Source organism: Streptomyces sp. NPDC058697 (genome assembly GCF_042715345.1).
GTDB lineage: Bacteria > Actinomycetota > Actinomycetes > Streptomycetales > Streptomycetaceae > Streptomyces > Streptomyces liliifuscus.
This window is the reverse complement of the sequence record NZ_JBHXSU010000029.1, coordinates 66,631-89,271: the sequence shown is the minus strand read 5'-3', so window position 1 is coordinate 89,271 and position 22,641 is coordinate 66,631. Positions and strand designations below refer to the sequence as shown.

Annotated in this window: 29 protein-coding genes; 26 read left to right on the top strand and 3 right to left on the bottom strand. The window is 66.2% G+C overall.

Annotated elements, in window-relative coordinates; translation table 11 throughout:
• Window positions 1-10 precede the first annotated feature (10 nt).
• A complete protein-coding gene (locus ACFWXQ_RS40500) occupies window positions 11-1,795 on the bottom strand; it encodes a hypothetical protein (RefSeq protein ID WP_383935605.1) in 1,785 nt (594 codons plus the stop codon).
• A 688-nt stretch (window positions 1,796-2,483) separates the two neighbouring features.
• Here ACFWXQ_RS40500 and ACFWXQ_RS40495 point away from each other — a divergent pair.
• The gene (locus ACFWXQ_RS40495; RefSeq protein WP_383935603.1) at window positions 2,484-2,678 is read left to right on the top strand and encodes a hypothetical protein; all 195 of its coding nucleotides are present in this window, start codon (window positions 2,484-2,486) and stop codon (window positions 2,676-2,678) included.
• A 357-nt stretch (window positions 2,679-3,035) separates the two neighbouring features.
• Here ACFWXQ_RS40495 and ACFWXQ_RS40490 read toward each other — a convergent pair whose 3' ends face one another.
• The gene (locus ACFWXQ_RS40490) at window positions 3,036-3,515 is read right to left on the bottom strand and encodes an ATP-binding protein (RefSeq protein ID WP_383935601.1); all 480 of its coding nucleotides are present in this window, start codon (window positions 3,513-3,515) and stop codon (window positions 3,036-3,038) included.
• Between the two features lie 155 nt (window positions 3,516-3,670).
• Here ACFWXQ_RS40490 and ACFWXQ_RS40485 point away from each other — a divergent pair, with 155 nt between their 5' ends.
• Window positions 3,671-4,546, top strand: a complete 876-nt coding sequence (locus ACFWXQ_RS40485) for a helix-turn-helix domain-containing protein (protein ID WP_383935599.1) — start codon at window positions 3,671-3,673, stop codon at window positions 4,544-4,546.
• Window positions 4,543-4,752, top strand: coding sequence for a DUF397 domain-containing protein (locus ACFWXQ_RS40480; RefSeq protein WP_383935598.1), 210 nt, complete (start codon window positions 4,543-4,545; stop codon window positions 4,750-4,752). The genes ACFWXQ_RS40485 and ACFWXQ_RS40480 overlap by 4 nt, the downstream gene beginning before the upstream one ends.
• A 67-nt stretch (window positions 4,753-4,819) precedes the next feature.
• Here ACFWXQ_RS40480 and ACFWXQ_RS40475 read toward each other — a convergent pair whose 3' ends face one another.
• A complete protein-coding gene (locus ACFWXQ_RS40475; protein ID WP_383935596.1) occupies window positions 4,820-9,733 on the bottom strand; it encodes a DEAD/DEAH box helicase in 4,914 nt (1,637 codons plus the stop codon).
• Window positions 9,734-10,563: 830 nt separating this feature from the next.
• On the opposite strand from ACFWXQ_RS40475, the gene rpsJ reads away from it, so the two are divergent.
• The 23 genes from rpsJ (at window position 10,564) to ACFWXQ_RS40360 (ending at window position 22,623) form a co-directional block, all read left to right on the top strand.
• A complete protein-coding gene (gene rpsJ, locus ACFWXQ_RS40470) occupies window positions 10,564-10,872 on the top strand; it encodes a 30S ribosomal protein S10 (protein WP_003948644.1) in 309 nt (102 codons plus the stop codon).
• A gap of 17 nt (window positions 10,873-10,889) precedes the next feature.
• Entirely contained in the window at window positions 10,890-11,534 is a 645-nt protein-coding gene (rplC, locus tag ACFWXQ_RS40465) for a 50S ribosomal protein L3 (protein WP_055614929.1), read from the top strand.
• A gap of 7 nt (window positions 11,535-11,541) precedes the next feature.
• Window positions 11,542-12,207 carry a 50S ribosomal protein L4 gene (gene rplD / locus ACFWXQ_RS40460; RefSeq protein WP_383935593.1) on the top strand — a complete coding sequence of 222 codons (666 nt, stop codon included), beginning with the start codon at window positions 11,542-11,544 and terminating at the stop codon, window positions 12,205-12,207.
• Entirely contained in the window at window positions 12,207-12,623 is a 417-nt protein-coding gene (rplW, locus tag ACFWXQ_RS40455; RefSeq protein WP_055614927.1) for a 50S ribosomal protein L23, read from the top strand. Before rplD ends, rplW begins: the two co-directional genes overlap by 1 nt.
• Window positions 12,624-12,662: 39 nt before the next feature.
• Window positions 12,663-13,499: a 50S ribosomal protein L2 gene (rplB, locus tag ACFWXQ_RS40450; protein WP_055614926.1), complete on the top strand. Its 837-nt coding sequence runs from the start codon at window positions 12,663-12,665 to the stop codon at window positions 13,497-13,499.
• A 12-nt stretch (window positions 13,500-13,511) separates the two neighbouring features.
• Window positions 13,512-13,793, top strand: a complete 282-nt coding sequence (gene rpsS / locus ACFWXQ_RS40445) for a 30S ribosomal protein S19 (RefSeq protein WP_010986346.1) — start codon at window positions 13,512-13,514, stop codon at window positions 13,791-13,793.
• Window positions 13,794-13,835: 42 nt separating this feature from the next.
• Window positions 13,836-14,183 carry a 50S ribosomal protein L22 gene (gene rplV / locus ACFWXQ_RS40440; protein WP_055524703.1) on the top strand — a complete coding sequence of 116 codons (348 nt, stop codon included), beginning with the start codon at window positions 13,836-13,838 and terminating at the stop codon, window positions 14,181-14,183.
• Complete coding sequence (rpsC, locus tag ACFWXQ_RS40435) at window positions 14,183-15,043, top strand: 30S ribosomal protein S3 (protein ID WP_383935591.1); 861 nt, start codon at window positions 14,183-14,185, stop codon at window positions 15,041-15,043. The genes rplV and rpsC overlap by 1 nt, the downstream gene beginning before the upstream one ends.
• A gap of 5 nt (window positions 15,044-15,048) precedes the next feature.
• Window positions 15,049-15,468: a 50S ribosomal protein L16 gene (gene rplP / locus ACFWXQ_RS40430; RefSeq protein WP_055614924.1), complete on the top strand. Its 420-nt coding sequence runs from the start codon at window positions 15,049-15,051 to the stop codon at window positions 15,466-15,468.
• Entirely contained in the window at window positions 15,468-15,692 is a 225-nt protein-coding gene (rpmC, locus tag ACFWXQ_RS40425; protein WP_003998824.1) for a 50S ribosomal protein L29, read from the top strand. Before rplP ends, rpmC begins: the two co-directional genes overlap by 1 nt.
• Window positions 15,692-15,979: a 30S ribosomal protein S17 gene (rpsQ, locus tag ACFWXQ_RS40420; RefSeq protein ID WP_307539704.1), complete on the top strand. Its 288-nt coding sequence runs from the start codon at window positions 15,692-15,694 to the stop codon at window positions 15,977-15,979. Before rpmC ends, rpsQ begins: the two co-directional genes overlap by 1 nt.
• A 111-nt stretch (window positions 15,980-16,090) precedes the next feature.
• Window positions 16,091-16,459, top strand: a complete 369-nt coding sequence (gene rplN / locus ACFWXQ_RS40415) for a 50S ribosomal protein L14 (protein WP_003992364.1) — start codon at window positions 16,091-16,093, stop codon at window positions 16,457-16,459.
• Between the two features lie 2 nt (window positions 16,460-16,461).
• Window positions 16,462-16,785 carry a 50S ribosomal protein L24 gene (rplX, locus tag ACFWXQ_RS40410; RefSeq protein WP_055614922.1) on the top strand — a complete coding sequence of 108 codons (324 nt, stop codon included), beginning with the start codon at window positions 16,462-16,464 and terminating at the stop codon, window positions 16,783-16,785.
• The gene (gene rplE, locus ACFWXQ_RS40405; RefSeq protein ID WP_010986351.1) at window positions 16,785-17,342 is read left to right on the top strand and encodes a 50S ribosomal protein L5; all 558 of its coding nucleotides are present in this window, start codon (window positions 16,785-16,787) and stop codon (window positions 17,340-17,342) included. The genes rplX and rplE overlap by 1 nt, the downstream gene beginning before the upstream one ends.
• A 5-nt stretch (window positions 17,343-17,347) precedes the next feature.
• A complete protein-coding gene (locus ACFWXQ_RS40400) occupies window positions 17,348-17,533 on the top strand; it encodes a type Z 30S ribosomal protein S14 (RefSeq protein ID WP_003948630.1) in 186 nt (61 codons plus the stop codon).
• A 209-nt stretch (window positions 17,534-17,742) separates the two neighbouring features.
• The gene (gene rpsH / locus ACFWXQ_RS40395) at window positions 17,743-18,141 is read left to right on the top strand and encodes a 30S ribosomal protein S8 (protein WP_055614920.1); all 399 of its coding nucleotides are present in this window, start codon (window positions 17,743-17,745) and stop codon (window positions 18,139-18,141) included.
• A gap of 22 nt (window positions 18,142-18,163) precedes the next feature.
• Window positions 18,164-18,703: a 50S ribosomal protein L6 gene (rplF, locus tag ACFWXQ_RS40390; protein WP_383935590.1), complete on the top strand. Its 540-nt coding sequence runs from the start codon at window positions 18,164-18,166 to the stop codon at window positions 18,701-18,703.
• Between the two features lie 3 nt (window positions 18,704-18,706).
• Complete coding sequence (rplR, locus tag ACFWXQ_RS40385) at window positions 18,707-19,087, top strand: 50S ribosomal protein L18 (protein ID WP_055614918.1); 381 nt, start codon at window positions 18,707-18,709, stop codon at window positions 19,085-19,087.
• Between the two features lie 43 nt (window positions 19,088-19,130).
• Window positions 19,131-19,733 carry a 30S ribosomal protein S5 gene (rpsE, locus tag ACFWXQ_RS40380; protein ID WP_055513610.1) on the top strand — a complete coding sequence of 201 codons (603 nt, stop codon included), beginning with the start codon at window positions 19,131-19,133 and terminating at the stop codon, window positions 19,731-19,733.
• Window positions 19,733-19,915, top strand: a complete 183-nt coding sequence (rpmD, locus tag ACFWXQ_RS40375) for a 50S ribosomal protein L30 (RefSeq protein ID WP_006376032.1) — start codon at window positions 19,733-19,735, stop codon at window positions 19,913-19,915. Before rpsE ends, rpmD begins: the two co-directional genes overlap by 1 nt.
• A gap of 2 nt (window positions 19,916-19,917) precedes the next feature.
• Window positions 19,918-20,373: a 50S ribosomal protein L15 gene (gene rplO / locus ACFWXQ_RS40370; protein ID WP_266831346.1), complete on the top strand. Its 456-nt coding sequence runs from the start codon at window positions 19,918-19,920 to the stop codon at window positions 20,371-20,373.
• Between the two features lie 247 nt (window positions 20,374-20,620).
• Window positions 20,621-21,934 carry a preprotein translocase subunit SecY gene (gene secY, locus ACFWXQ_RS40365; RefSeq protein ID WP_143642845.1) on the top strand — a complete coding sequence of 438 codons (1,314 nt, stop codon included), beginning with the start codon at window positions 20,621-20,623 and terminating at the stop codon, window positions 21,932-21,934.
• Window positions 21,934-22,623 (top strand): adenylate kinase, encoded by a 690-nt coding sequence (locus tag ACFWXQ_RS40360; protein WP_383935587.1) that lies wholly within the window; start codon window positions 21,934-21,936, stop codon window positions 22,621-22,623. The genes secY and ACFWXQ_RS40360 overlap by 1 nt, the downstream gene beginning before the upstream one ends.
• The last annotated feature ends 18 nt before the right edge of the window (window positions 22,624-22,641 follow it).

Here is a 22,641-nt window from a genome sequence, read left to right as displayed (position 1 = left end):
CCGGGGGGGGCTACGGGACGCCCGCCTCTTCCTCCGTCGAGGGGTTGTCCCCGGCCTGAGTGTCCGAGTCTGCCTCACCGAGCCCAAGCAGACCATCGATCAGGTGGTCCGCGATCCAGGGGCCGCACGGTGTGCTCTCGCCGTTGGTGACGATCGGTCGGTCGAGCAGCGGGGTGGCAGCGAGGGCGGCGAGCGCCGCCGGCCGTGTCCCGAGAGCCGGAGCGAGCCGGTCGTACAGCCGCCGCAGGCGGGCCGCACCGCGTCCGATCAGGTGACTGTCGACGTGCCAGTCCGGCTCGTCCGCACAGCGTTCCCTCAGGTCGCCAAGTAGCTCGCGGACTCTCTCGGGCTTCCACGCCTCGGGGTAGTCGGTCAGCGTACCGAGGATGTCGTCCAGCGCTTCGGGCCGTTCACCGGGGCCCGCGGTAGCAGGGTCCGGAGGGGCCGGGAGGGCGGGTGGGAGTCCCGCGGCGATGTCGGGGAGCGACGTCTCGAAGGGCGGCTGGTCGAGCACCCCGTAGAACAGGACGCGCGTCATGGCCGTCAGCCCGAGGGCCGCGATCTCGCTGAACGGCTTGATCGACCAGCCTGGATCGTCGCAGGCGCGCTGGGCATGGGTCTCGAACTGGTTCAGCGCGTACGTCGTCATGTTGGTGCGCGGCGCGCGGGGATGCTTCTGCGCTCCTTCCGCCGCCGCCCGTGTCGACCGCCATACGAGGTTGTAGATCTCGCCGAGCGGGCGGACTTCGGCGACGCGGTGGGCGGCCTCCTTGATCCGGGTGGACTGGTTCTCCGGAACCTCCGGCAGGTAGAGCTCGTCGAGACGGTGCGTGAAATAGCGCAGGGCCTCCTCCGCGACGAGTTCGACCGTGACATCGAGGAGATCGTCCTGACGTGCTGCCGTCAGGGCGGCGGGGGCGAGGGCGGCCGTGAGATGGACGTCCAGGTTCTCGGCGGCGGTGCCCATGCTGGCGCCGTACGGTGTGTAGAAGCGGGCGCGGAGCGGGTAGTAGCTGCCCTCGTGCGCGGGATCGCCGAGGTTGTCGAGGTCGCCTCCGGCCTCACGCAGCGCACTCTCGAAGGAGTCGGGCTGCCAGACGAAGGCGCTGGGCGGGCTGCTGGGGTGGATGCGGAGCAGTCCGGCCGCGAGAGTTCCGTTGAGGAGGGCTCTCGTGGTGGCGGAGTCAGGATGCAGTGGGGTGTTCCAGCCGGCGGACGCGGTGAACGGGGCGGCGGTCGGCGCGTAGCGCAGCAGGGCGAGCGTGGCGAGCATCTCGCGGACGCCGACGCGGGCCGGGATGTCCGCTTCCGGAAAGAGACGGAAGGGATACTCCTCCTCCAGGGCCTCCTGGCAGAGCTGTTCCCAGCGGGAGCGTGCCTCCTGGGCCGCGGACTGGTGCCGCGCCTTCTCCTTCGCGGCCGTGCGCTTCTGCTGCCGGGAAGGATCGGTCAACTGCCGCACGAACTCGGCGAGTGACGGCGTGCAGTCCGCGCACACCACCGTGTCGTCCCCCAGACAGACCTGTTGAAGGCTCGTCCGCGACACCAGACTCAGCGGGCCTTCGCACTCGGGGCAGGTACGGCCGTCCAGGACCGCGCGGGTTCCGGCCGCGGCGATCACGTAGTGCCGGTTTCCCCAGCCCAACGTCTCGATGTCCGAAGCCTTCTCGCACCAGACGGGCAGACCGGTCTCGGCATGGAAACCCGCAAGGGCCCAGTAACGCTCGCCGATCGCGGCGAGCTCGGGATGGGCGCCGTCCAGGAAAGCGATTAGGGGAAAAAGGTCTGTTGTCACGATGATCACTCTAAAACAAGGCTATAACATTCGAAGTCGCTTTTACCGTCCGGCAGTTCAGGCTGCTGCTGAGGTACCGAGGCCCGCATCGCGGCAGTCGCGGCAGTAATCCCCTGGACGAGGAGTGCGGATCGCGCGTTCGCAGCCTTCGCAGCTGTGGAGCGGCGGAGGGGCGGAGGGGCCGTCACCGGGCGGCGGCGCGACTGGCGGAGTAGGGGGCATCAGCGCGGTGAGGCGGTGGGCGAGGAGCGCCGCCGGGTTGCGGACGGGCTCGCGAGGGAGGTCCGTAGTCAGGGCGTGGCGTACGGCGTCGGGGCGGACGTCGCGTTCGAGCCAGGCGGCGACGGCGGGGGCGAGTCCGTGGACGGCGCGCTCGGAGAGGAGGAGGCGGGGGTCGTGGTGGTGGAGCGTGCTGAGGAGGGCCGTGGCGGTGCGGTGGCGGTCCAGGTCGGAGGTTTGGGGTGCGGGGAGCGGGGGCTTGGATGTGGGGTTGGGGGACGGCGGGGGGAGGCGTCGTGGGCTCGGGGCCGGGCTCGGGCTCGGGCTTCGATTCCGGTTCCGGTTCGGAGGGCGGCGGCGGTACGTCAACGGAGGCCGGCCGAGGCGGTGCCGTGGAGGTGGGCAGTGTGGGGCTGCTCTCGGGGCCCTGGGCCAGGGCGAGGGCCTGGGGCTGGTTGTACGACACCGTGTGCGTGACGACGCGGCCGTTGGGGAGGCGCTTGCGGACCTGGGCCAGATAGCCGTGGGCCTTCAGCTCCCGCAGGGCGGCGGCGATACGCGTCTCGCCCTCGGGGAACCGGTCGGCGAGCGTCTTGATGTCGACGCGGGCCTGCTCGGGCAGCGACTGGATGTGGAGGGCAAGGCCCATCGCGGTGAGGGATAGCTGCCGGTGCTGGGCGAGATGGTTGCCGACGATCGTGAAGCGGGTGGTGTGGGGGATGTTGATATGGGTGATGCCGCGGGGATTCAGCGGCTGCGCGCAGGAGCGCGCGCTAGGGTGCTGGGTATCCATCGGGAAGCTCTTCTCTTCCTCGGTGGTCAGGCCCTCGCATTGGGATGCCAGTCCCGGCGAGGGCCGTCGCATGTCTGCGGTTGTGTGATCGCGGCGAGCATATGCCAGTGAACGGGCCTGGAATCCAGCCGAGTTGGAGAATGCCACTCTTCCGGGTGACCAAGGTTCCTGTAGAGGTTCGGTGGGGTGGGGTTGGGTATTCGCCCCGGCGTCATGGAAAAGCTTTGATCACGCGTTGGGCCGGGCGGTGGGGCTCCGGAACGTGACGGGCCGCGTTCCGGTCGGGCGGATCGCGACTTCGGCCCAGACGGTCTTGCGCGGGGCGGGGCCGTGGACCACTCCCCAGCGGTCGGCGAGCGTGTCCACGAGGAGTAGGCCTCGGCCGGACTCGCCGTCCGGGACGGTTTCTTGGACGTACGGGAGTCGGTCACCGCGTGTGTCGGTGACCTCGATGCGGAGCGTGTCGACGACGACGTAGAGGGTGAGCCGGAAGTCCCGGCCTGGGATGCGGCCATGGGTGACGGCGTTGGCTGCCAGCTCGGCGACGAGGTGGTCCGCCGGGTGCAACGGTAGGCCCCAGGTCCGGAGTTGCTCGGTGGCGAGAAGGCGGGCGAGGCGGGCGCCCCGGGGCGTTGGGGACAGTAGCTGACTGAAGTTGCGGATGGGGCTGTCGAGTTGGGCTTCGGGCTCGGCGGTTTCTTGATTCATGTCACTCAGCGTGGCGGCTTCTGCCTACCGTGATGAGCGACGAATTCGATACGTAGGGTGACTGTCCAGAGCTTGTCCGGTCGTGTCCGGGCTTGTCGGGACGGACTTCGCGGGTAGGGCGGCGGGAAAACACGGCTACGACGGAGAGGCGCGCGATGGCGGTCGACGGCGAGGCGGTACGGCTCAAGGGCGAGGCGGACGAGCCGGGTTGGGAGGTGGATCCGGACGACGAGTGGGGGCTCGCGGTCATCGCCACCGTGGGGCGGCAGTTGAAGCTGCGGCGAGAGGCGGTGGGGATGCGGGCCGCCGACTTCGGAACGGCCGTCGGGTACGGCGAGGACCTGGTCTACAAGATCGAGGGCGGCAAGCGGATTCCCCGGCCCGAGTATCTGGACGACGCCGACAAGGTGTTGAGGGCGGCTGGGCTGCTCTCGGCCATGAAGGAGGACGTGGAGAAGGTCCGGTATCCGAAGAAGGTGCGGGAACTGGCGGAGCTGGAGGGCAAGGCCGTTGAGATGGGGGTGTACGTCGGACTCAGCATCCATGGCCTGTTGCAGACACCGGAGCATGCGCGGGCCTTGTTCGAGGTGTCCCAGTCCGGCTACTCGGAGGCTGAGGTGGAGCGCCTGGTGGCTGCTCGTATGGGCCGTAAGTCGATCTTCAAAAGGGACCCTGCTCCGGTGCTTAGCTTCGTCCAGGAAGAGGTGGCGCTGCGTCGGCAGGTTGGAGGCACAATGGTGTGGTGCCAGCAGCTCGAACACCTGCTGGAAGTGGCGCGGCTGCGAAACGTCACGCTTCAGGTGATGCCCACGGACTCCGGGGCGCACCCCGGGCTTAGCGGCAAGATCGATGTGCTGAAGTTCGCGGACGGCACAGCGGTAGGGCGCTCCGATGGAGCGTTCAACGGCCGTCCGACCTCCGAACCGAAGCAGCTGCGCATCCTTGAGCTGCGGTACAGCACCATCCGTGCTCAGGCTCTCTCGCCGCGGGAGTCGCTGGCCTTCATCGAGCAACTGCTGGGAGAAACATGAACTGCGAGACCGCTGCCGGTGACGCCTCCGAACTGGCGTGGTTCAAGAGCAGTTACAGCGATGGTCCCGAGGGCGACTCCTGCGTCGAGATCGCGATAGCGCCCCACACCGTCCACGTCCGCGACTCCAAGAGCCGCGGCGGCCCTCAACTCGTGCTCACGCCGGACGCGTGGACAGACTTCGTTACGTACGCCTCCGAGGGCTGATTTCTCAACCACCCACACCCCACGCGAGGCTGGAGCCTCACGTGGGATGTTCCGCTGCGACGTTGGCTCAGGCGGCGTCTTCGATGATGTCGAGTGGCGGGAGGTGCTTGACGATCTCGATGGTCGCCAGGCTCACCGTCACGATGCGCCTGAGCAGGTCGACGACGTAACGCGGGTCGTCGGACCAGTCGTTGGGGTCATTGACGATGCCGGACTTCGGATCGGTCTTCACCTGGTACCGGTCGATGATCCATTCGATCGCCGAACGCGCCCCGAGCTGGTACTCGTAGGCTTCCTCCGGAATGTTCTCCAGCGTGATGTGGTGGTTGTAGACGATCTGCGTCCGGTCCTGAACGCCCTTCGTCTTCGGGATCTTCATCTTCGTCACCCGATACAGCTCCGAGTCGGGCATGTCCGGGCGGGTGCCGGTCAGCGACAGGACGACGCCGCCGAAGGGCTTGGCCGTCTCGTACCCGATGTGCAGCTTGGACAGTTCCCGTCCGGCCGCCGAGAAGCCCTTGAAGTCCCGCACCCTCGGGATGCGGGGCAGGGACTTCTTGAGGTCGGCGGCGTAGGCCTCGCGGTAGGCGGGGGAGTGGAGCAGCCCGTAGGCGTAGAAGAAGATGTCGTCCTTCGTCAGGTCGGGGGCCGTGTCCGCGTAGGTCTTGCGGTATGCGGCGAGAGTGGCGTCGGTGATGTTGTCGACGCGTTCGTAGGCGGCGGAACCGTCTTCTTCGCCGAAGTCGAAGCCGCCTTCCACCGCGAGTTCGCGGTAGGTGTAGCGGGGGAAGAACTGGCCGCCGCTGCCCGCGCCTGTGACGTGCAGATCGGGGAGGCAGCCCAGCATGAGGACTGAGAAGGGGACGGCCGATCCGTTGCCGACGCTGTAGAAGCCGAGGTTCTCATGCTCTGGGGTGGGGAACAGCCGAGGGACCTGGTAGACGGTGTTGTTCAATTTCCGGTCGAAGTAGACAAGCTGGCGCATGAAGGGCCGATACGTGGAAGTGAAGACCCTGTCGGCCTGGAACGCGTACTTCTCGCCCCGGGCGATGCGGGATTTGTCCGCCCGATCCCAGCTGATCTTCCTGGGGTCGAGATCGATGAACGCGTCCACGTCGGATGTGGTGGGGGAGATGATCCCCGCCGCCTTGCAGTGGTCGTTGAACCCTTTGACCTGACTGTTGTAGAAGTCGATCGTCGACTCCATGTTCTCGATGACCAGCTGCTCGGAGAAGTTGTAGGCCCACGGGTCGCGTCCGGTCTTCAGGCCGCTGGAGTACAGCGCGAACACGCCGTCGGCCCGCGTAGCCTTGTCCTTCTCGGCGATCGGCTGGAAGATCGCGAATCGCTCGTCCCGCTGGTTGATCCAGTCTCCGTCCTCGTTCGGCGCGATCCGCTCCCACTCCACCGTCTCCAGGCCCTGCCCGCTGACGATGTTGAGCTTCTCCTCGCGGCTGAGGTAGTCCCCGATGTCCCGGTAGAACAGCCCACGCGGGGCGTCCGTGTTGCCACCCTTGACCAAGACGATGACGGCCACCGTGTTCCGGCTGCCTGAGCCGAAGATCTTGCCGCCTTCCTTCCGAGACAGCTCGCCGGCCGTACGCTGGTTGCCCCGCAGGTTGTAGCAGTACACCGCGTCGAATTCGTCCGTCAGGCACTTGCGCAGGCCGTCCGCGGTGTTGCCGTCGACGTACCCACCGTTGGAGACGAACGCCACGACACCCTCGTCCTTGATCCGGTCCGACGCCCAGCGGAAGGCGCGAATGTAGGAGTCATAGAGGGATGTCTTGAGCGTGGCTGTGGACCGGGCGACATACGTCTCCGCGAGGCGCTTGTCCAATGTCTCGTACTTCAGGTTCTGGTTGTTGTCGTTCCCGCTTTCCTGGCCGACGGAGTAGGGGGGATTGCCGACAACGACGCGGATGTCTTGCTGCTGCTGCTTTCGCGCCCGCTCACTGTTCCCCGACAGCACGTCCCCGAACAGCCGCCCCTCGTCGGACTCCGCGAGCTGGAACGTGTCGGTCAGCACGATGCCCTCGAACGGCACATACGTGTCACCGTCCCCGCCCCCGGTCTCCGCGTACAGATCATGGAACGCCGCCTCGATGTTGACCGCCGCGATGTAGTACGCCAGCAGCACGATCTCGTTGGCGTGCAGTTCCCGCGTGTACTTGCGCAGCAGGTCCTCCGGCTTGATCAGGCCGGACTGCAGCAGCCGCACCACGAACGTGCCCGTCCCCGTGAAGGGGTCCAGCACGTGCACGTCCTCGTCCGACAGCGAACGGCCGAAGTGACGCCCCAGCGCCTGGTCCGTGGAGCGCAGAATGAAGTCGACGACCTCAGTCGGCGTGTAGACGATGCCCAACGCGTCCGCTGTCTTAGGCAGCGCCGTCTTGAAGAACTTCTCGTACAGCTCGGTGACGACGCGCTGGCGGCCCTCGTGGTCGGTGATGCCCTCCGCGCGCACCCGCACCGACTCGTAGAAGCCCTGAAGGGTCTTCGCCTCGGCCGAGATGGTGTCGTCGTCCAGGACGGTGAGCATGCGCTGCATGGCCTTGGAGACGGGGTTGTGGTCGGCGAACGCGTAGTCCTGGAAGAGTGCGTCGAACACCGGCTTGGTGATCAGGTGCTGGGCGAGCATGTCGATGGCGTCGGACTCGGTGACGCCGGGATTTATGTTCGCCCGCAGTTCAGCGGTGAACTCCTCGAACGCTTCCGCCTTCTGAGGGTTGGTCAGGCCTGCCCTGATGCGGGCGACGTGCCGCTCCGCGATCAGCGCGATGTCCTTGGCCCACTGCTCCCAGTACGTGCGCTCGCCGACCTTGTCGACGATGCGGGCGTAGATGGCCGTGCGCCATGCCTCGTCGAACTCCAGGCGGTCCTGGACGTAGCGAGCGGTCTGCTCCTCTTTGTCCGCCTTCGCCTGTGCACTCTGCTCGGTGCTGCTGCCGTCCTGGTCACCGACCGACTCGTCCCCGGCGCCGATCGTTCCGATCCCGATGGTGTTCGGGGCCTTCTTGTTGACATCGATCTGGTTGACGGACGCGTTGAAACGGTCGTCGTGGGCGCGCAGCGCCTGAAGGACCTGCCAGACGGTCTTGAAGCGGCGGTTGTCGGCCAGGGCCTCTTCGGCGGACATGCCGGCGGGTACGGCGACGGGCAGGATGATGTACCCGTAGCGCTTGCCGGGGGCCAGGCGCATCACGCGGCCGACGGACTGCACGACGTCTACGACGGAGTTGCGCGGCTGGAGGAAGAGGACCGCGTCGAGGTTCGGGACGTCGACGCCCTCGGACAGACAGCGGGCGTTGGACAGGATGCGGGCGTTGTTCGGGCCCGGGTCCTGCTTGAGCCAGTCCAGCAGGTCGTTGCGGCGCAGCGTGTTGAACGTGCCGTCGACGTGCTGGACGTCGCAGTTCAGCACGTCGTCGTCGGCGTCCTCGTACGAGGTGACGATGTCGTTGAAGTGCTGCGCGATGGCCTGGGAGTCCTTGATGGAGCGGGAGAAGGCTACTGCTCGGCGCATCGGCTCCTCACCGGGCAGGAAACCGGTGCCGTCCCCGAAGGTCCCCGTGCGCTTCGCCAGGCCGTTCCAGCAGCCGATGATCTTGGCGGCGTCGTCGAGGTTCAGCTCGGGGCCGCCGGCTGCCAGGCCCTGCTGGTAGGACTTGGCGACCACGTCCTGGTCCACGGTGAGGATGAGGACCCGGTAGTCGGTGAGCAGCCCCTGTTCCACCGCCTTGCCGAAACCGAGCCGGTGGAACTCGGGACCGTACAGGCTCTCGTCGTCCATGGAGGCCAGCACGGCTGAGGCGTTCTTCGCGTCCGCCTTGGTGTCCTCGTTGTAGAGCCTCGGGGTCGCCGTCATGTAGAGGCGGCGGGTGGCGCGGACGACGTCGTTGTCGTGGACCCGGACGAAGTTCGACTCGTCGTGACCCGCGAGCGTGACGCCCGTGGTGCGGTGGGCCTCGTCGCACAGGATCAGGTCGAAGGCGTCGAGCCCCATCTCCTGCGCCTTGGCGATCGTGCCGATCGACTGGTACGTGGAGAAGACCACCGTCAGACCGGCGGGCGACTCGGTCCCGTCGCCCTTGATCTGGGAGACCAGACGGGCGGGATCCGTGGTGGCGGGCAGTGCCAGGTCATGTGTGGCCATGTCGAGGTCGTCGGCGTCGACCCGTCCGCGGGAGACCCTGGCGTCGGAGCAGACCGCGAATGCGCGCAAGGGGGTCTCGGTCTCGTACCTCCACTCCCGCAGGGTCTGCGACAGAAGCGCGATGGACGGGACGAGGAAGAGGACCCGGGTGTGCTCGCCCTGCCCGCTCGCGGCCCGCTCGGCCGCCAGCCGTTCCACGATCTTCAGGCCCGTGAACGTCTTGCCGGTGCCGCAGGCCATGATCAGCTTGCCGCGGTCGTGCTCCTCGAAGCCATGGAACACCGCATCGATGGCCTCGCGCTGGTGGGAGCGGGGAGACTTCTTGCCCTGCAGGGACAGCTCGACCCGACTCGCGTCGCCGCTCGCCGGCAGCCGCCACTCCACCGGACTCGCCGCGATGTCCGACAGGCCGAGGCGCTGGACGGGGATCTGCTGGTCCTCCAGAGCCGCCTCTGCGTTCGGCCCCCACCTGTCCGTAGTCGAGATGATCAGGCGGTGGGTGAAACCGCCCTTTCCGGAGGCGGTGAAGAAGGAGTCGAGGTCGGGCTTCTGGACCGTGTGATCCGGTTCGTAGAACTTGCACTGGATCGCCCAGAGAGCGCCGGTCTCCCGCTCCTGCGCCACCAGATCGATACCGAGATCCTGCTTGGCAGCGGCAGCCCCCGGCCACTCGCCGTACATCCACACGCGGCTGAACTGCTCGCTCCACAGCGGGTCCGTACTGAGAAAGCGCACCATGAGCCGCTCGAAGGCGGTCCCGAGCTCGCGATTCGTCGTCGACTTCTCGCGAATGACACGAAGGACGTCGTGCACGGTGGTGGTCACGGAGGCTCGCTCTCTGCTCAGCGCGATACGACTCGAAAGGCGCCTGGAAGGCGTCCCAGAACAGTAGTCCGGCCCACTGACACAAGGGGGCGCAAGCCGTCCCGCCGCTACTGATGCTCGTGTTCGTGACCCGTGGCGCCCCGCTCGTGTGACGTCCAGGCCGGGAATCGTCCCGTCGGCGGGGATCTGCTCGGGAGACGTGCCGACGCCGTCGTCCTCCATGTACACCGGGTCCACACCGCCCAGGTCGTTGCGCTCCAGCGTGACGATGAGACGCTCGGCATCGGCGTCGAGAGCGTTCCAGAGCAGCTCCTCGGCGGGTGTGCCTTGATCAAGAACGCAGACCAGTCTGTCGCGGGGCGTGTGAGGTATGAAACCGGCAGCGAATCGCCGGGTCGGGACGACGCCGTGTTTGACCTGCGTCACCCTGGGGGTATTCTCTCCGGCTCGATTGGCCAGCCGTATGCCCCGTATGGCAGACTGTCGGGGTTGCTCGGTTGAGTGCCGATGCTGCGCGCCTCCCGCCGGGAGGACCGGAAGCGAGTCCCACAGTACTCGTCGCTCCAACTGCCGTAAGGCAGCGCTGGAGCGGACGTACGGGAATCTTCCGGGAAGTGTCAGCGGGGTGCAGACCAGGCACCCGGTGGGTGTTCAGCCCCCGGTCCTGCGGTTGTCCTTTGGGCTCGGCCGCGTCCCTCGGCAGGGAAAATCCACTCGTGGATATCTCTGTCAGCAGGAGCGCGACACGCCCGACCGCGTGGGTCGGAGGTAAGGGACGCGAACCCCCGGGTTCCAGAGCGTTAAACGAGACTAAGGACTACTGAGTAGCCATGGCGGGACAGAAGATCCGCATCCGGCTCAAGGCCTACGACCACGAGGTCATCGACAGCTCGGCGAAGAAGATCGTCGAGACGGTGACGCGAACTGGTGCGTCTGTCGCGGGCCCGGTGCCGCTGCCCACTGAGAAGAACGTGTACTGCGTCATCAAGTCGCCGCACAAGTACAAGGACTCGCGCGAGCACTTCGAGATGCGCACGCACAAGCGCCTGATCGACATTCTCGACCCGACGCCCAAGACCGTTGACTCCCTGATGCGACTCGACCTCCCGGCCGGTGTCGACATCGAGATCAAGCTCTAGGGGCCGGTGATCTGAGAATGGCTAAGCAGATCAAGGGCATCCTGGGCGAGAAGCTCGGCATGACGCAGGTGTGGGACGAGAACAACCGTGTTGTTCCCGTGACGGTCGTCAAGGCCTCCCCCAACGTCGTCACCCAGGTCCGTACGAATGACTCCGACGGCTACGAAGCGGTCCAGATCGCCTTCGGCGAGATCGACCCGCGCAAGGTGAACAAGCCCCTCAAGGGTCACTTCGCCAAGGCCGACGTCACCCCCCGCCGCCACCTCGTCGAGATCCGCACCGCGGACGCCTCCGAGTACACGCTGGGTCAGGAGATCTCCGCGGAGGTCTTCGAGGCCGGCGTGAAGGTGGACGTGACCGGCAAGAGCAAGGGCAAGGGCTTCGCCGGTGTCATGAAGCGTCACAACTTCAAGGGCCTCGGCGCCGGTCACGGCACCCAGCGCAAGCACCGCTCTCCCGGCTCCATCGGTGGCTGCGCCACCCCGGGCCGTGTGTTCAAGGGCCTCCGCATGGCGGGTCGCATGGGCAACGAGCGGGTCACCACCCAGAACCTGACCGTCCACGCCGTTGACGCGGAGAAGGGTCTGCTGCTCATCAAGGGCGCGGTTCCCGGTCCGAACGGCGGCCTCGTCCTGGTCCGCACTGCGGCCAAGGGGGCCTGAGGTAACGATGAGCACTGTTGACATCCTTTCGCCGGCAGGCGACAAGACCGGGACGGTCGAGCTCCCCGCGGAGATCTTCGACGTCGAGAAGATCAGCATTCCGCTGATCCACCAGGTCGTCGTCGCCCAGCTGGCCGCTGCCCGCCAGGGCACGCACAAGACCAAGACCCGTGGCGAGGTTCGCGGTGGCGGCAAGAAGCCGTACCGCCAGAAGGGCACCGGCCGCGCCCGTCAGGGCTCGACCCGTGCGCCGCAGTTCGCCGGCGGTGGCGTGGTCCACGGCCCGCAGCCGCGTGACTACTCGCAGCGGACCCCGAAGAAGATGAAGGCCGCGGCCCTGCGCCACGCCCTCACCGACCGGGCCCGCAACGCTCGTATCCACGTCGTCACCGGCGTGGTCGACGGCGAGATCTCCACGAAGGCCGCGAAGTCCCTGCTGGGCAAGATCAGCGAGCGCAAGAACGTGCTCCTGGTCATCTCCCGCGAGGACGAGCAGGGCCTGCTCTCCGCCCGCAACCTGCCCCAGGTGCACATCCTGGAGCCGGGCCAGCTGAACACGTACGACGTTCTCGTCTCGGACGACGTGGTCTTCACCCAGGCCGCCTTCGAGTCCTTCGTGTCCGGCGCGCCCTCCGCAGAGCGGAACGCTGACACCGAAGGGAGCGAAGCCTGATGGCTACGCGTCACCCGAGCATTGCGCCCAAGGCGGCCAAGGCCGCCAAGGCCGCGCGCGTCGCCAAGGCGAAGCGCCACGCCACCGAGGGCAAGAACACCGTCGAGACCCCGCTGAGCAAGTCCTTCACGGATCCCCGTGACGTGCTCCTCAAGCCGGTCGTCTCGGAGAAGAGCTACGCGCTTCTCGACGAGGGCAAGTACACCTTCGTCGTGGACCCGCGGGCCAACAAGACCCAGATCAAGCAGGCCGTCCAGGCGGTCTTCTCGGTCAAGGTCACCGGGGTCAACACGATCAACCGTCAGGGCAAGCGCAAGCGCACCCGCACCGGCTTCGGCAAGCGTGCGGACAGCAAGCGCGCGATCGTGACCCTCGCTGAGGGCGACCGTATCGACATCTTCGGCCAGGCCTCCTAACGGAGTGCCCTGGTCCGAATATCGGACGAGGACTGAGAAATGGGAATCCGCAAGTACAAGCCGACTACGCCGGGCCGTCGTGGCTCCAGCGTCGCCGACTTCGTCGAGGTCACGCGGTCCACGCCGGAGAAGTCGCTGGTTCGCCCGCTGCACAGCAAGGGCGGCCGTAACAATTCCGGTCGTGTGACCGTTCGCCACCAGGGTGGTGGACACAAGCGCGCCTACCGTGTCATCGACTTCCGTCGCCATGACAAGGACGGCGTGCCGGCGAAGGTCGCGCACATCGAGTACGACCCCAACCGCACCGCGCGCATCGCGCTGCTTCACTACGCGGACGGCGAGAAGCGCTACATCCTCGCCCCCCGCAACCTGTCGCAGGGCGACCGCGTCGAGAACGGTCCCGGGGCCGACATCAAGCCGGGCAACAACCTGGCCCTCCGCAACATCCCGGTCGGTACCACGATCCACGCGATCGAGCTCCGTCCCGGTGGCGGTGCCAAGTTCGCCCGCTCCGCCGGTGCCTCCGTGCAGCTGCTCGCGAAGGAGGGCCAGATGGCCCACCTGCGCATGCCGTCCGGAGAGATCCGCCTGGTCGACGTGCGCTGCCGCGCCACCGTCGGCGAGGTCGGCAACGCCGAGCAGTCGAACATCAACTGGGGCAAGGCCGGCCGCAAGCGCTGGCTGGGCGTCCGCCCGACCGTTCGCGGTGTGGCGATGAACCCGGTTGACCACCCGCACGGTGGTGGTGAGGGCAAGACCTCCGGTGGTCGCCACCCGGTCTCGCCGTGGGGTCAGAAGGAGGGTCGTACTCGTTCGCCGAAGAAGGCTTCGAACAAGTACATCGTCCGCCGCCGCAAGACGAACAAGAAGCGCTAGGAGCGGGTTTAGATGCCGCGCAGTCTCAAGAAGGGGCCCTTCGTCGACGACCACCTGATCAAGAAGGTGGACGCCCAGAACGAAGCCGGTTCCAAGAACGTCATCAAGACCTGGTCCCGTCGCTCGATGATCATCCCGGCCATGCTCGGCCACACGATCGCGGTGCACAACGGCAAGACCCACATTCCGGTGTTTGTCACCGAGTCGATGGTCGGCCACAAGCTCGGCGAGTTCTCGCCGACGCGCACCTTCCGGGGTCACGTCAAGGACGACCGGAAGTCGAAGCGCCGCTAACGCGGGGTGGAATCGACCATGACAGACACTGGAAGGACAACCATGGAAGCCAGGGCCCAGGCGCGGTACATCCGCGTTACGCCCATGAAGGCCCGCCGCGTGGTGGACCTTATCCGTGGCATGGATGCCACGGAGGCTCAGGCGGTCCTGCGTTTCGCCCCGCAGGCCGCGAGCGTGCCGGTCGGCAAGGTGCTTGACAGCGCCATTGCCAACGCCGCACACAACTACGACCACACCGACGCCGGCAGCCTTGTCATCTCCGAGGCCTACGTCGACGAGGGCCCGACCCTGAAGCGGTTCCGTCCGCGTGCCCAGGGCCGTGCCTACCGGATCCGCAAGCGGACCAGCCACATCACCGTGGTCGTCAGCAGCAAGGAAGGTTCCCGGTAATGGGCCAGAAGGTAAACCCGCACGGGTTCCGACTCGGCATCACCACCGACTTCAAGTCCCGGTGGTACGCCGACAAGCTGTACAAGGACTACGTCAAGGAAGACGTCGCCATCCGTCGGATGATGACGTCCGGCATGGAGCGCGCCGGCATCTCGAAGGTTGAGATCGAGCGCACCCGTGACCGCGTCCGTGTGGACATCCACACCGCGCGCCCGGGCATCGTCATCGGCCGTCGTGGCGCCGAGGCCGACCGCATCCGCGGCGACCTCGAGAAGCTGACCGGCAAGCAGGTCCAGCTGAACATCCTTGAGGTCAAGAGCCCGGAGACGGACGCTCAGCTGGTGGCCCAGGCCGTCGCCGAGCAGCTGTCCTCCCGCGTCTCCTTCCGTCGTGCCATGCGCAAGAGCATGCAGGGCACGATGAAGGCCGGCGCCAAGGGCATCAAGATCCAGTGTGGTGGCCGTCTCGGCGGCGCCGAGATGTCCCGCTCGGAGTTCTACCGCGAGGGCCGTGTGCCCCTGCACACGCTCCGCGCGAACGTCGACTACGGCTTCTTCGAGGCCAAGACGACCTTCGGCCGTATCGGTGTGAAGGTCTGGATCTACAAGGGCGACGTCAAGAACATCGCCGAGGTCCGCGCCGAGAACGCCGCGGCCCGCGCGGGCAACCGCCCGGCCCGTGGTGGCGGCCCGGGCGGCGACCGCCCGGCCCGCGGCGGTGGCCGCGGTGGCGAGCGTGGCGGCCGCGGCCGCAAGCCGCAGCAGTCCGCCCCGGCTGCCGAGGCCCCCAAGGCCGAGGCTCCGGCGGCTGCCGCTCCGGCTGAGGCCGCGCCCTCTTCTACTGGCGGAACGGAGGCCTGACCGAAATGCTGATCCCCCGTAGGGTCAAGCACCGCAAGCAGCACCACCCCAAGCGCCGCGGTCAGGCCAAGGGTGGTACGGAGGTCTCGTTCGGCGAGTACGGCATTCAGGCCCTCACGCCGGCGTACGTGACGAACCGCCAGATCGAGGCGGCTCGTATCGCGATGACCCGTCACATCAAGCGTGGCGGCAAGGTCTGGATCAACATCTACCCGGACCGCCCGCTGACCAAGAAGCCCGCCGAGACCCGCATGGGTTCCGGTAAGGGTTCCCCCGAGTGGTGGGTCGCGAACGTGCACCCGGGCCGGGTCATGTTCGAGCTGTCCTACCCCAACGAGAAGATCGCCCGTGAGGCCCTGACTCGCGCAGCCCACAAGCTGCCGATGAAGTGCCGGATCGTCAAGCGCGAGGCAGGTGAAGCGTGATGTCGGCCGGTACCAAGGCGTCCGAGCTGCGCGAACTGGGTGACGAGGAGCTTCTCGCGAAGCTCCGCGAAGCCAAGGAAGAGCTGTTCAACCTCCGCTTCCAGGCGGCCACGGGTCAGCTCGAGAACCACGGTCGGCTGAAGGCCGTCCGCAAGGACATCGCGCGGATCTACACCCTGATGCGTGAGCGCGAGCTGGGCATCGAGACGGTGGAGAGCGCCTGATGAGCGAGAGCAATGTGACTGAAGAGACCAAGACGAGCCGCGGTTTCCGCAAGACCCGTGAGGGTCTCGTCGTCAGCGACAAGATGGACAAGACCGTCGTCGTCGCCGTCGAGGACCGCGTCAAGCACGCGCTGTACGGCAAGGTCATCCGCCGTACGAACAAGCTCAAGGCGCACGACGAGCAGAACGCCGCGGGCGTCGGCGACCGGGTTGTCATCATGGAGACCCGGCCGCTGTCCGCGACGAAGCGCTGGCGCATCGTCGAGATCCTCGAGAAGGCCAAGTAATTCTCCTGCGGGGCACCCCCCGCAGGACAGTTCCGCCAGGCTCGGCAGGGGTCCGAATCCCGTACAGGACAAGGCCCCTGCCGGGAACCGGCAGACAAACAGGAGATAGACGTGATCCAGCAGGAGTCGCGACTGCGTGTCGCCGACAACACTGGTGCGAAGGAGATCCTTTGCATCCGTGTGCTCGGTGGCTCCGGTCGCCGCTACGCGGGCATCGGTGACGTGATCGTCGCCACCGTCAAGGACGCGATCCCCGGCGGCAACGTGAAGAAGGGTGACGTCATCAAGGCGGTCATCGTTCGCACCGTCAAGGAGCGCCGCCGTCCCGACGGCTCGTACATCCGCTTCGACGAGAACGCCGCCGTCATTCTGAAGAACGACGGCGACCCTCGCGGCACCCGCATCTTCGGCCCGGTGGGCCGGGAGCTGCGCGAGAAGAAGTTCATGAAGATCATCTCGCTCGCGCCGGAGGTGCTGTAAGCATGAAGATCAAGAAGGGCGACCTGGTACAGGTCATCACCGGTAAGGACAAGGGCAAGCAGGGCAAGGTCATCGCGGCCTACCCCCGCGAGGACCGCGTCCTGGTCGAGGGTGTCAACCGGGTCAAGAAGCACACCAAGGCCGGCCCGACCGCTCGCGGTTCGCAGGCCGGTGGCATCGTCACGACCGAGGCGCCCGTCCACGTCTCCAACGTCCAGCTGGTCGTTGAGAAGGACGGCAACAAGGTCGTCACGCGTGTCGGTTACCGCTTCGACGACGAGGGCAACAAGGTTCGCGTTGCCAAGCGGACGGGTGAGGACATCTGATGGCTACCACCACGACTCCGCGTCTCAAGACGAAGTACCGCGAGGAGATCGCGGGCAAGCTGCAGGAAGAGTTCTCCTACGAGAACGTCATGCAGACCCCGGGTCTCGTCAAGATCGTGGTCAACATGGGTGTGGGCGACGCCGCCCGCGACTCCAAGCTGATCGACGGCGCGATTCGCGACCTCACCACGATCACCGGTCAGAAGCCGGCCGTCACCAAGGCCCGTAAGTCCATCGCGCAGTTCAAGCTGCGTGAGGGCCAGCCGATCGGTGCCCACGTCACGCTCCGTGGCGACCGCATGTGGGAGTTCCTGGACCGCACCCTGTCGCTCGCGCTGCCGCGCATCCGCGACTTCCGTGGTCTGTCCCCCAAGCAGTTCGACGGCCGTGGCAACTACACCTTCGGTCTCACGGAGCAGGTCATGTTCCACGAGATCGACCAGGACAAGATCGACCGCGTCCGGGGTATGGACATCACCGTGGTCACCACGGCGACCAACGACGCCGAAGGCCGTGCCCTTCTCCGTCACCTCGGCTTCCCCTTCAAGGAGGCGTAAGCGAGATGGCGAAGAAGGCTCTGATTGCCAAGGCTGCTCGTAAGCCCAAGTTCGGCGTACGTGGCTACACGCGCTGCCAGCGCTGCGGCCGTCCGCACTCCGTGTACCGCAAGTTCGGCCTCTGCCGTGTGTGCCTTCGTGAGATGGCTCACCGTGGCGAGCTGCCGGGCGTGACCAAGAGCTCCTGGTAATCCCGTACTTCGGGATTCCGGAAGCTCTCGGTAAGTAAAGGGCGATGTCGGGCGCCCATCCCTCCATGGCTTAGGCTAGGAGGGTTGGGCGCCTGGACGCCCGTACGACTTACTACGCCGTAGGTCCCCGCACCGCACCCGTCCCGCCACTGAGTGGGGAGAGGGATGGCGCACTGGAAACCCCGGCGAGAGAGGCCGAAGGCCAATTCATGACCATGACTGATCCCATCGCAGACATGCTTACTCGTCTGCGTAACGCGAACTCGGCGTACCACGACGATGTCGCGATGCCGCACAGCAAGATCAAGTCTCACATCGCGGAGATCCTCCAGCAGGAGGGCTTCATCACCGGCTGGAAGGTCGAGGACGCCGAGGTCGGCAAGAAGCTCGTCCTCGAGCTGAAGTTCGGCCCGAACCGTGAGCGCTCCATCGCGGGCATCAAGCGGATCTCGAAGCCGGGTCTGCGTGTGTACGCGAAGTCCACCTCCCTGCCCAAGGTGCTCGGTGGCCTCGGCGTGGCGATCATCTCCACGTCGCACGGTCTCCTCACCGACAAGCAGGCCGGCAAGAAGGGCGTAGGCGGAGAAGTTCTCGCCTACGTCTGGTAGCGGAAAGGAATCGGAAGAAGCTATGTCGCGTATTGGCAAGCTCCCCATCACGGTTCCCGCCGGCGTGGACGTCACCATCGACGGCCGTACGGTTTCGGTGAAGGGCCCCAAGGGCTCCCTCTCCCACACCGTCGCGGCGCCGATCGAGATCGCTAAGGGCGAGGACGGCATTCTCAATGTCACCCGCCCGAACGACGAGCGTCAGAACAAGGCCCTGCACGGCCTGTCCCGCACGCTGGTGGCGAACATGATCACCGGCGTGACCACGGGTTACGTGAAGAAGCTCGAAATCAGCGGTGTGGGTTACCGCGTCCTGGCGAAGGGTTCCAACCTGGAATTCTCGCTCGGCTACAGCCACTCGATCACGGTCGAGGCGCCCGAGGGCATCTCGTTCAAGGTCGAGAACCCGACGCACTTCTCGGTCGAGGGAATCGACAAGCAGAAGGTCGGCGAGGTTGCGGCCAACATCCGCAAGCTGCGCAAGCCCGACCCGTACAAGGCCAAGGGTGTCAAGTACGAGGGCGAAGTCATCCGCCGCAAGGTCGGAAAGGCGGGTAAGTAAGCCATGGCATACGGTACGAAGATCGCTAAGGGCGACGCTTACAAGCGTGCTGCCATCAAGCGGCGCCACATCCGGATCCGTAAGAAGGTCAACGGAACGGCTGAGCGTCCTCGCCTGGTCGTGACGCGCTCGAACCGCCACATCGTGGCCCAGGTCATCGACGACATCAAGGGTCACACCCTGGCGTCGGCGTCGACCCTGGACGCGTCGATCCGTGGCGAGGGCGAGAAGTCGGCGCAGGCCGGCAAGGTCGGCGCACTTGTCGCCGAGCGCGCCAAGGCCGCCGGTGTCGAGGCTGTCGTATTCGACCGTGGTGGCAACCAGTACGCCGGGCGCATCGCCGCCCTGGCGGACGCCGCCCGCGAGGCCGGACTCAAGTTCTGAGTCCTGGTTCCGTAGCTAGCGGAAACAGAGAGAGGTAATTCCAATGGCTGGACCCCAGCGCCGCGGAAGCGGTGCCGGTGGCGGCGAGCGGCGGGACCGGAAGGGCCGTGACGGCGGCGCTGCTGCCGAGAAGACCGCGTACGTTGAGCGCGTTGTCGCGATCAACCGCGTCGCCAAGGTTGTGAAGGGTGGTCGTCGCTTCAGCTTCACTGCGCTCGTCGTAGTGGGCGATGGCGATGGCACCGTCGGTGTCGGCTACGGCAAGGCCAAGGAGGTGCCGGCCGCCATCGCCAAGGGTGTTGAGGAGGCCAAGAAGCACTTCTTCAAGGTCCCCCGTATCCAGGGCACGATCCCGCACCCGATCACGGGCGAGAAGGCCGCGGGCGTCGTCCTGCTCAAGCCTGCGTCCCCCGGTACCGGCGTCATCGCCGGTGGCCCGGTGCGTGCTGTCCTCGAGTGCGCCGGCGTCCACGACATCCTGTCGAAGTCGCTCGGCTCGTCCAACGCGATCAACATCGTGCACGCGACCGTGGCGGCCCTCAAGGGCCTGCAGCGTCCCGAGGAGATCGCGGCCCGCCGCGGTCTGCCCCTCGAGGACGTCGCCCCCGCGGCTCTGCTTCGTGCGCGTGCGGGAGCGGGTGCGTAATGGCTCGCCTCAAGGTCACGCAGACGAAGTCGTACATCGGCAGCAAGCAGAACCACCGTGACACTCTGCGGTCCCTTGGTCTCAAGGGGATCAACACCGTGGTCGTCAAGGAGGACCGCCCCGAGTTCCGCGGAATGGTTCACACCGTCCGCCACCTCGTGACGGTTGAGGAGGTCGACTGATCATGGCGGAGAACAACCCGCTCAAGATCCACAACCTCCGTCCCGCCCCGGGCGCCAAGACCGCCAAGACCCGTGTGGGTCGTGGTGAGGCGTCGAAGGGTAAGACGGCTGGACGTGGTACCAAGGGCACGAAGGCCCGCTACCAGGTTCCGGAGCGCTTCGAGGGTGGCCAGATGCCCCTCCACATGCGTCTCCCGAAGCTCAAGGGCTTCCGGAACCCGTTCAAGACCGAGTACCAGGTCGTGAACCTCGACAAGCTGGCGTCGCTGTACCCGGAGGGTGGCGAGGTCACCGTCGAGGGGCTCGTCGCCAACGGTGCGGTTCGCAAGAACAGCCTCGTCAAGGTCCTCGGCCAGGGCGAGATCACCGTGGCGCTGCAGGTGACGGTCGATGCCGTCTCCGGCTCCGCCAAGGAGAAGATCACCGCCGCCGGCGGTACCGTCACCGAGCTCGTCTGAAATCACCAGGCGTCTCGATGACTTGAGCGATCCCGACCGGGGGTGCCCCACAAAAGGGGCATCCCCGGTTGGTCGTTCCTAGGGGAGCCGTGTCGCCGGTAAGGTGGCCTGCACTGCTAATTTTCGCCCGGTGTGACCTTTGGGAACTCAGGGCGGTTCTTAACTGTTAGTCAGCTGTCCGTTACTTATTCGTCGAACCTCAAGACCGTCACCTCTACGCACTTGCGCGGGGGTCGCAGGAGGCACCGTGCTCACCGCGTTCGCCCGGGCGTTCAAGACGCCCGACCTGCGCAAGAAGCTGCTCTTCACGCTCGGCATCATCGTGGTTTATCGGGTTGGTACGCACATCCCGATCCCCGGTGTCGACTACAAGAACGTCCAGATCTGTATCGACGACGCGAGCCAGAACACGGGCCTGTTCGGTCTGGTCAACATGTTCAGCGGTGGCGCCCTGCTGCAGATCACGATCTTCGCGCTGGGCATCATGCCGTACATCACGGCGAGCATCATTCTGCAGCTGTTGACCGTGGTGATCCCGCGTCTGGAGGCCCTCAAGAAGGAGGGTCAGGCCGGTACGGCGAAGATCACGCAGTACACCCGTTACCTGACGGTGGCGCTTGCCATCCTGCAGGGCACCGGCCTCGTGGCCACCGCCCGCAGTGGTGCACTGTTCACCAGCTGCCCGGTCGCGAACCAGATCGTGCCCGACCAGTCGATCTTCGTCACGATCACGATGGTCATCACGATGACCGCCGGTACGGCCGTCGTCATGTGGCTCGGTGAGCTCATCACCGACCGCGGCATCGGCAACGGCATGTCGATCCTGATGTTCATCTCGATCGCTGCCACGTTCCCGTCGGCGCTGTGGGCCATCAAGGTGCAGGGCAACCTGGCAGGCGGCTGGATCGAGTTCGGCACCGTGATCGCGGTCGGTCTCGTCATGGTCGGTCTGGTCGTCTTCGTGGAGCAGGCTCAGCGCCGCATTCCCGTCCAGTACGCGAAGCGCATGATCGGCCGCCGGTCCTACGGCGGCACGTCCACGTACATCCCGCTGAAGGTCAACCAGGCCGGCATCATCCCTGTGATCTTTGCCTCGTCGCTGCTCTACATCCCGGCGCTGATCGCTCAGTTCGCAGGTGGGACGTCCGGCTGGAAGACCTGGATCGAACAGAACCTCACCAAGGGTGACCACCCGATTTACATCAGCACGTACTTCTTGCTGATCGTTTTCTTCGCCTTCTTCTACGTGGCAATCTCGTTCAACCCCGAGGAAGTCGCGGACAACATGAAGAAGTATGGTGGCTTCATCCCGGGCATCCGGGCTGGCCGGCCGACCGCTGAGTACCTGGGATACGTACTCAACCGGATCACCTGGCCAGGTTCGCTGTACTTGGGGCTGATCGCTCTCGTACCGACGATGGCGTTGGTTGGTTTCGGGGCAAACCAGAACTTCCCGTTCGGTGGTACCAGCATCCTGATCATCGTGGGTGTGGGTCTGGAGACGGTGAAGCAGATCGAGAGCCAGCTCCAGCAGCGCAATTACGAAGGGTTCCTCCGCTGATGCGTATCGTCCTCGTCGGGCCGCCCGGTGCGGGCAAGGGAACGCAGGCCGCGTTCCTTGCCCAGAACCTGTCGATCCCGCACATCTCCACGGGCGACCTCTTCCGTGCGAACATCAGCCAGCAGACGGAACTCGGCAAGCTGGCGAAGTCGTACATGGACGAGGGCAACCTCGTGCCCGACGAGGTCACGATCGCCATGGCCAGGGACCGCATGGAGCAGCCGGACGCCGCCAACGGCTTCCTGCTCGACGGCTTCCCGCGGAACGTCTCGCAGGCCGAGGCGCTCGATCAGGCGCTCAAGGGCGACGGTGTGGAGCTGGACGCGGTGCTCGACCTGGAGGTCCCCGAGGACGAGGTGGTCAAGCGCATCGCCGGCCGCCGCATCTGCCGCAAGGACTCGAGTCACGTCTTCCACGTGACGTACAGCGCGCCGAAGAAGGAAGGCGTCTGTGACGCCTGTGGCGGCGAGCTGTACCAGCGCGACGACGACACCGAGGAGACCGTCCGCAAGCGCCTGGAGGTCTACCACACGCAGACCGAGCCGATCATCGACTACTACCGGGCCCAGGGCCTGGTCGTGACGATCTCGGCGCTCGGCAAGGTGGACGACGTCACCAAGCGCGCGATGGACGCCCTCAAGCGTCAGTCCGAGGACAAGAGCGACAGCGAGGACGGCGACGGCAAGTAGTCGTCCTGGCTGGTTCGG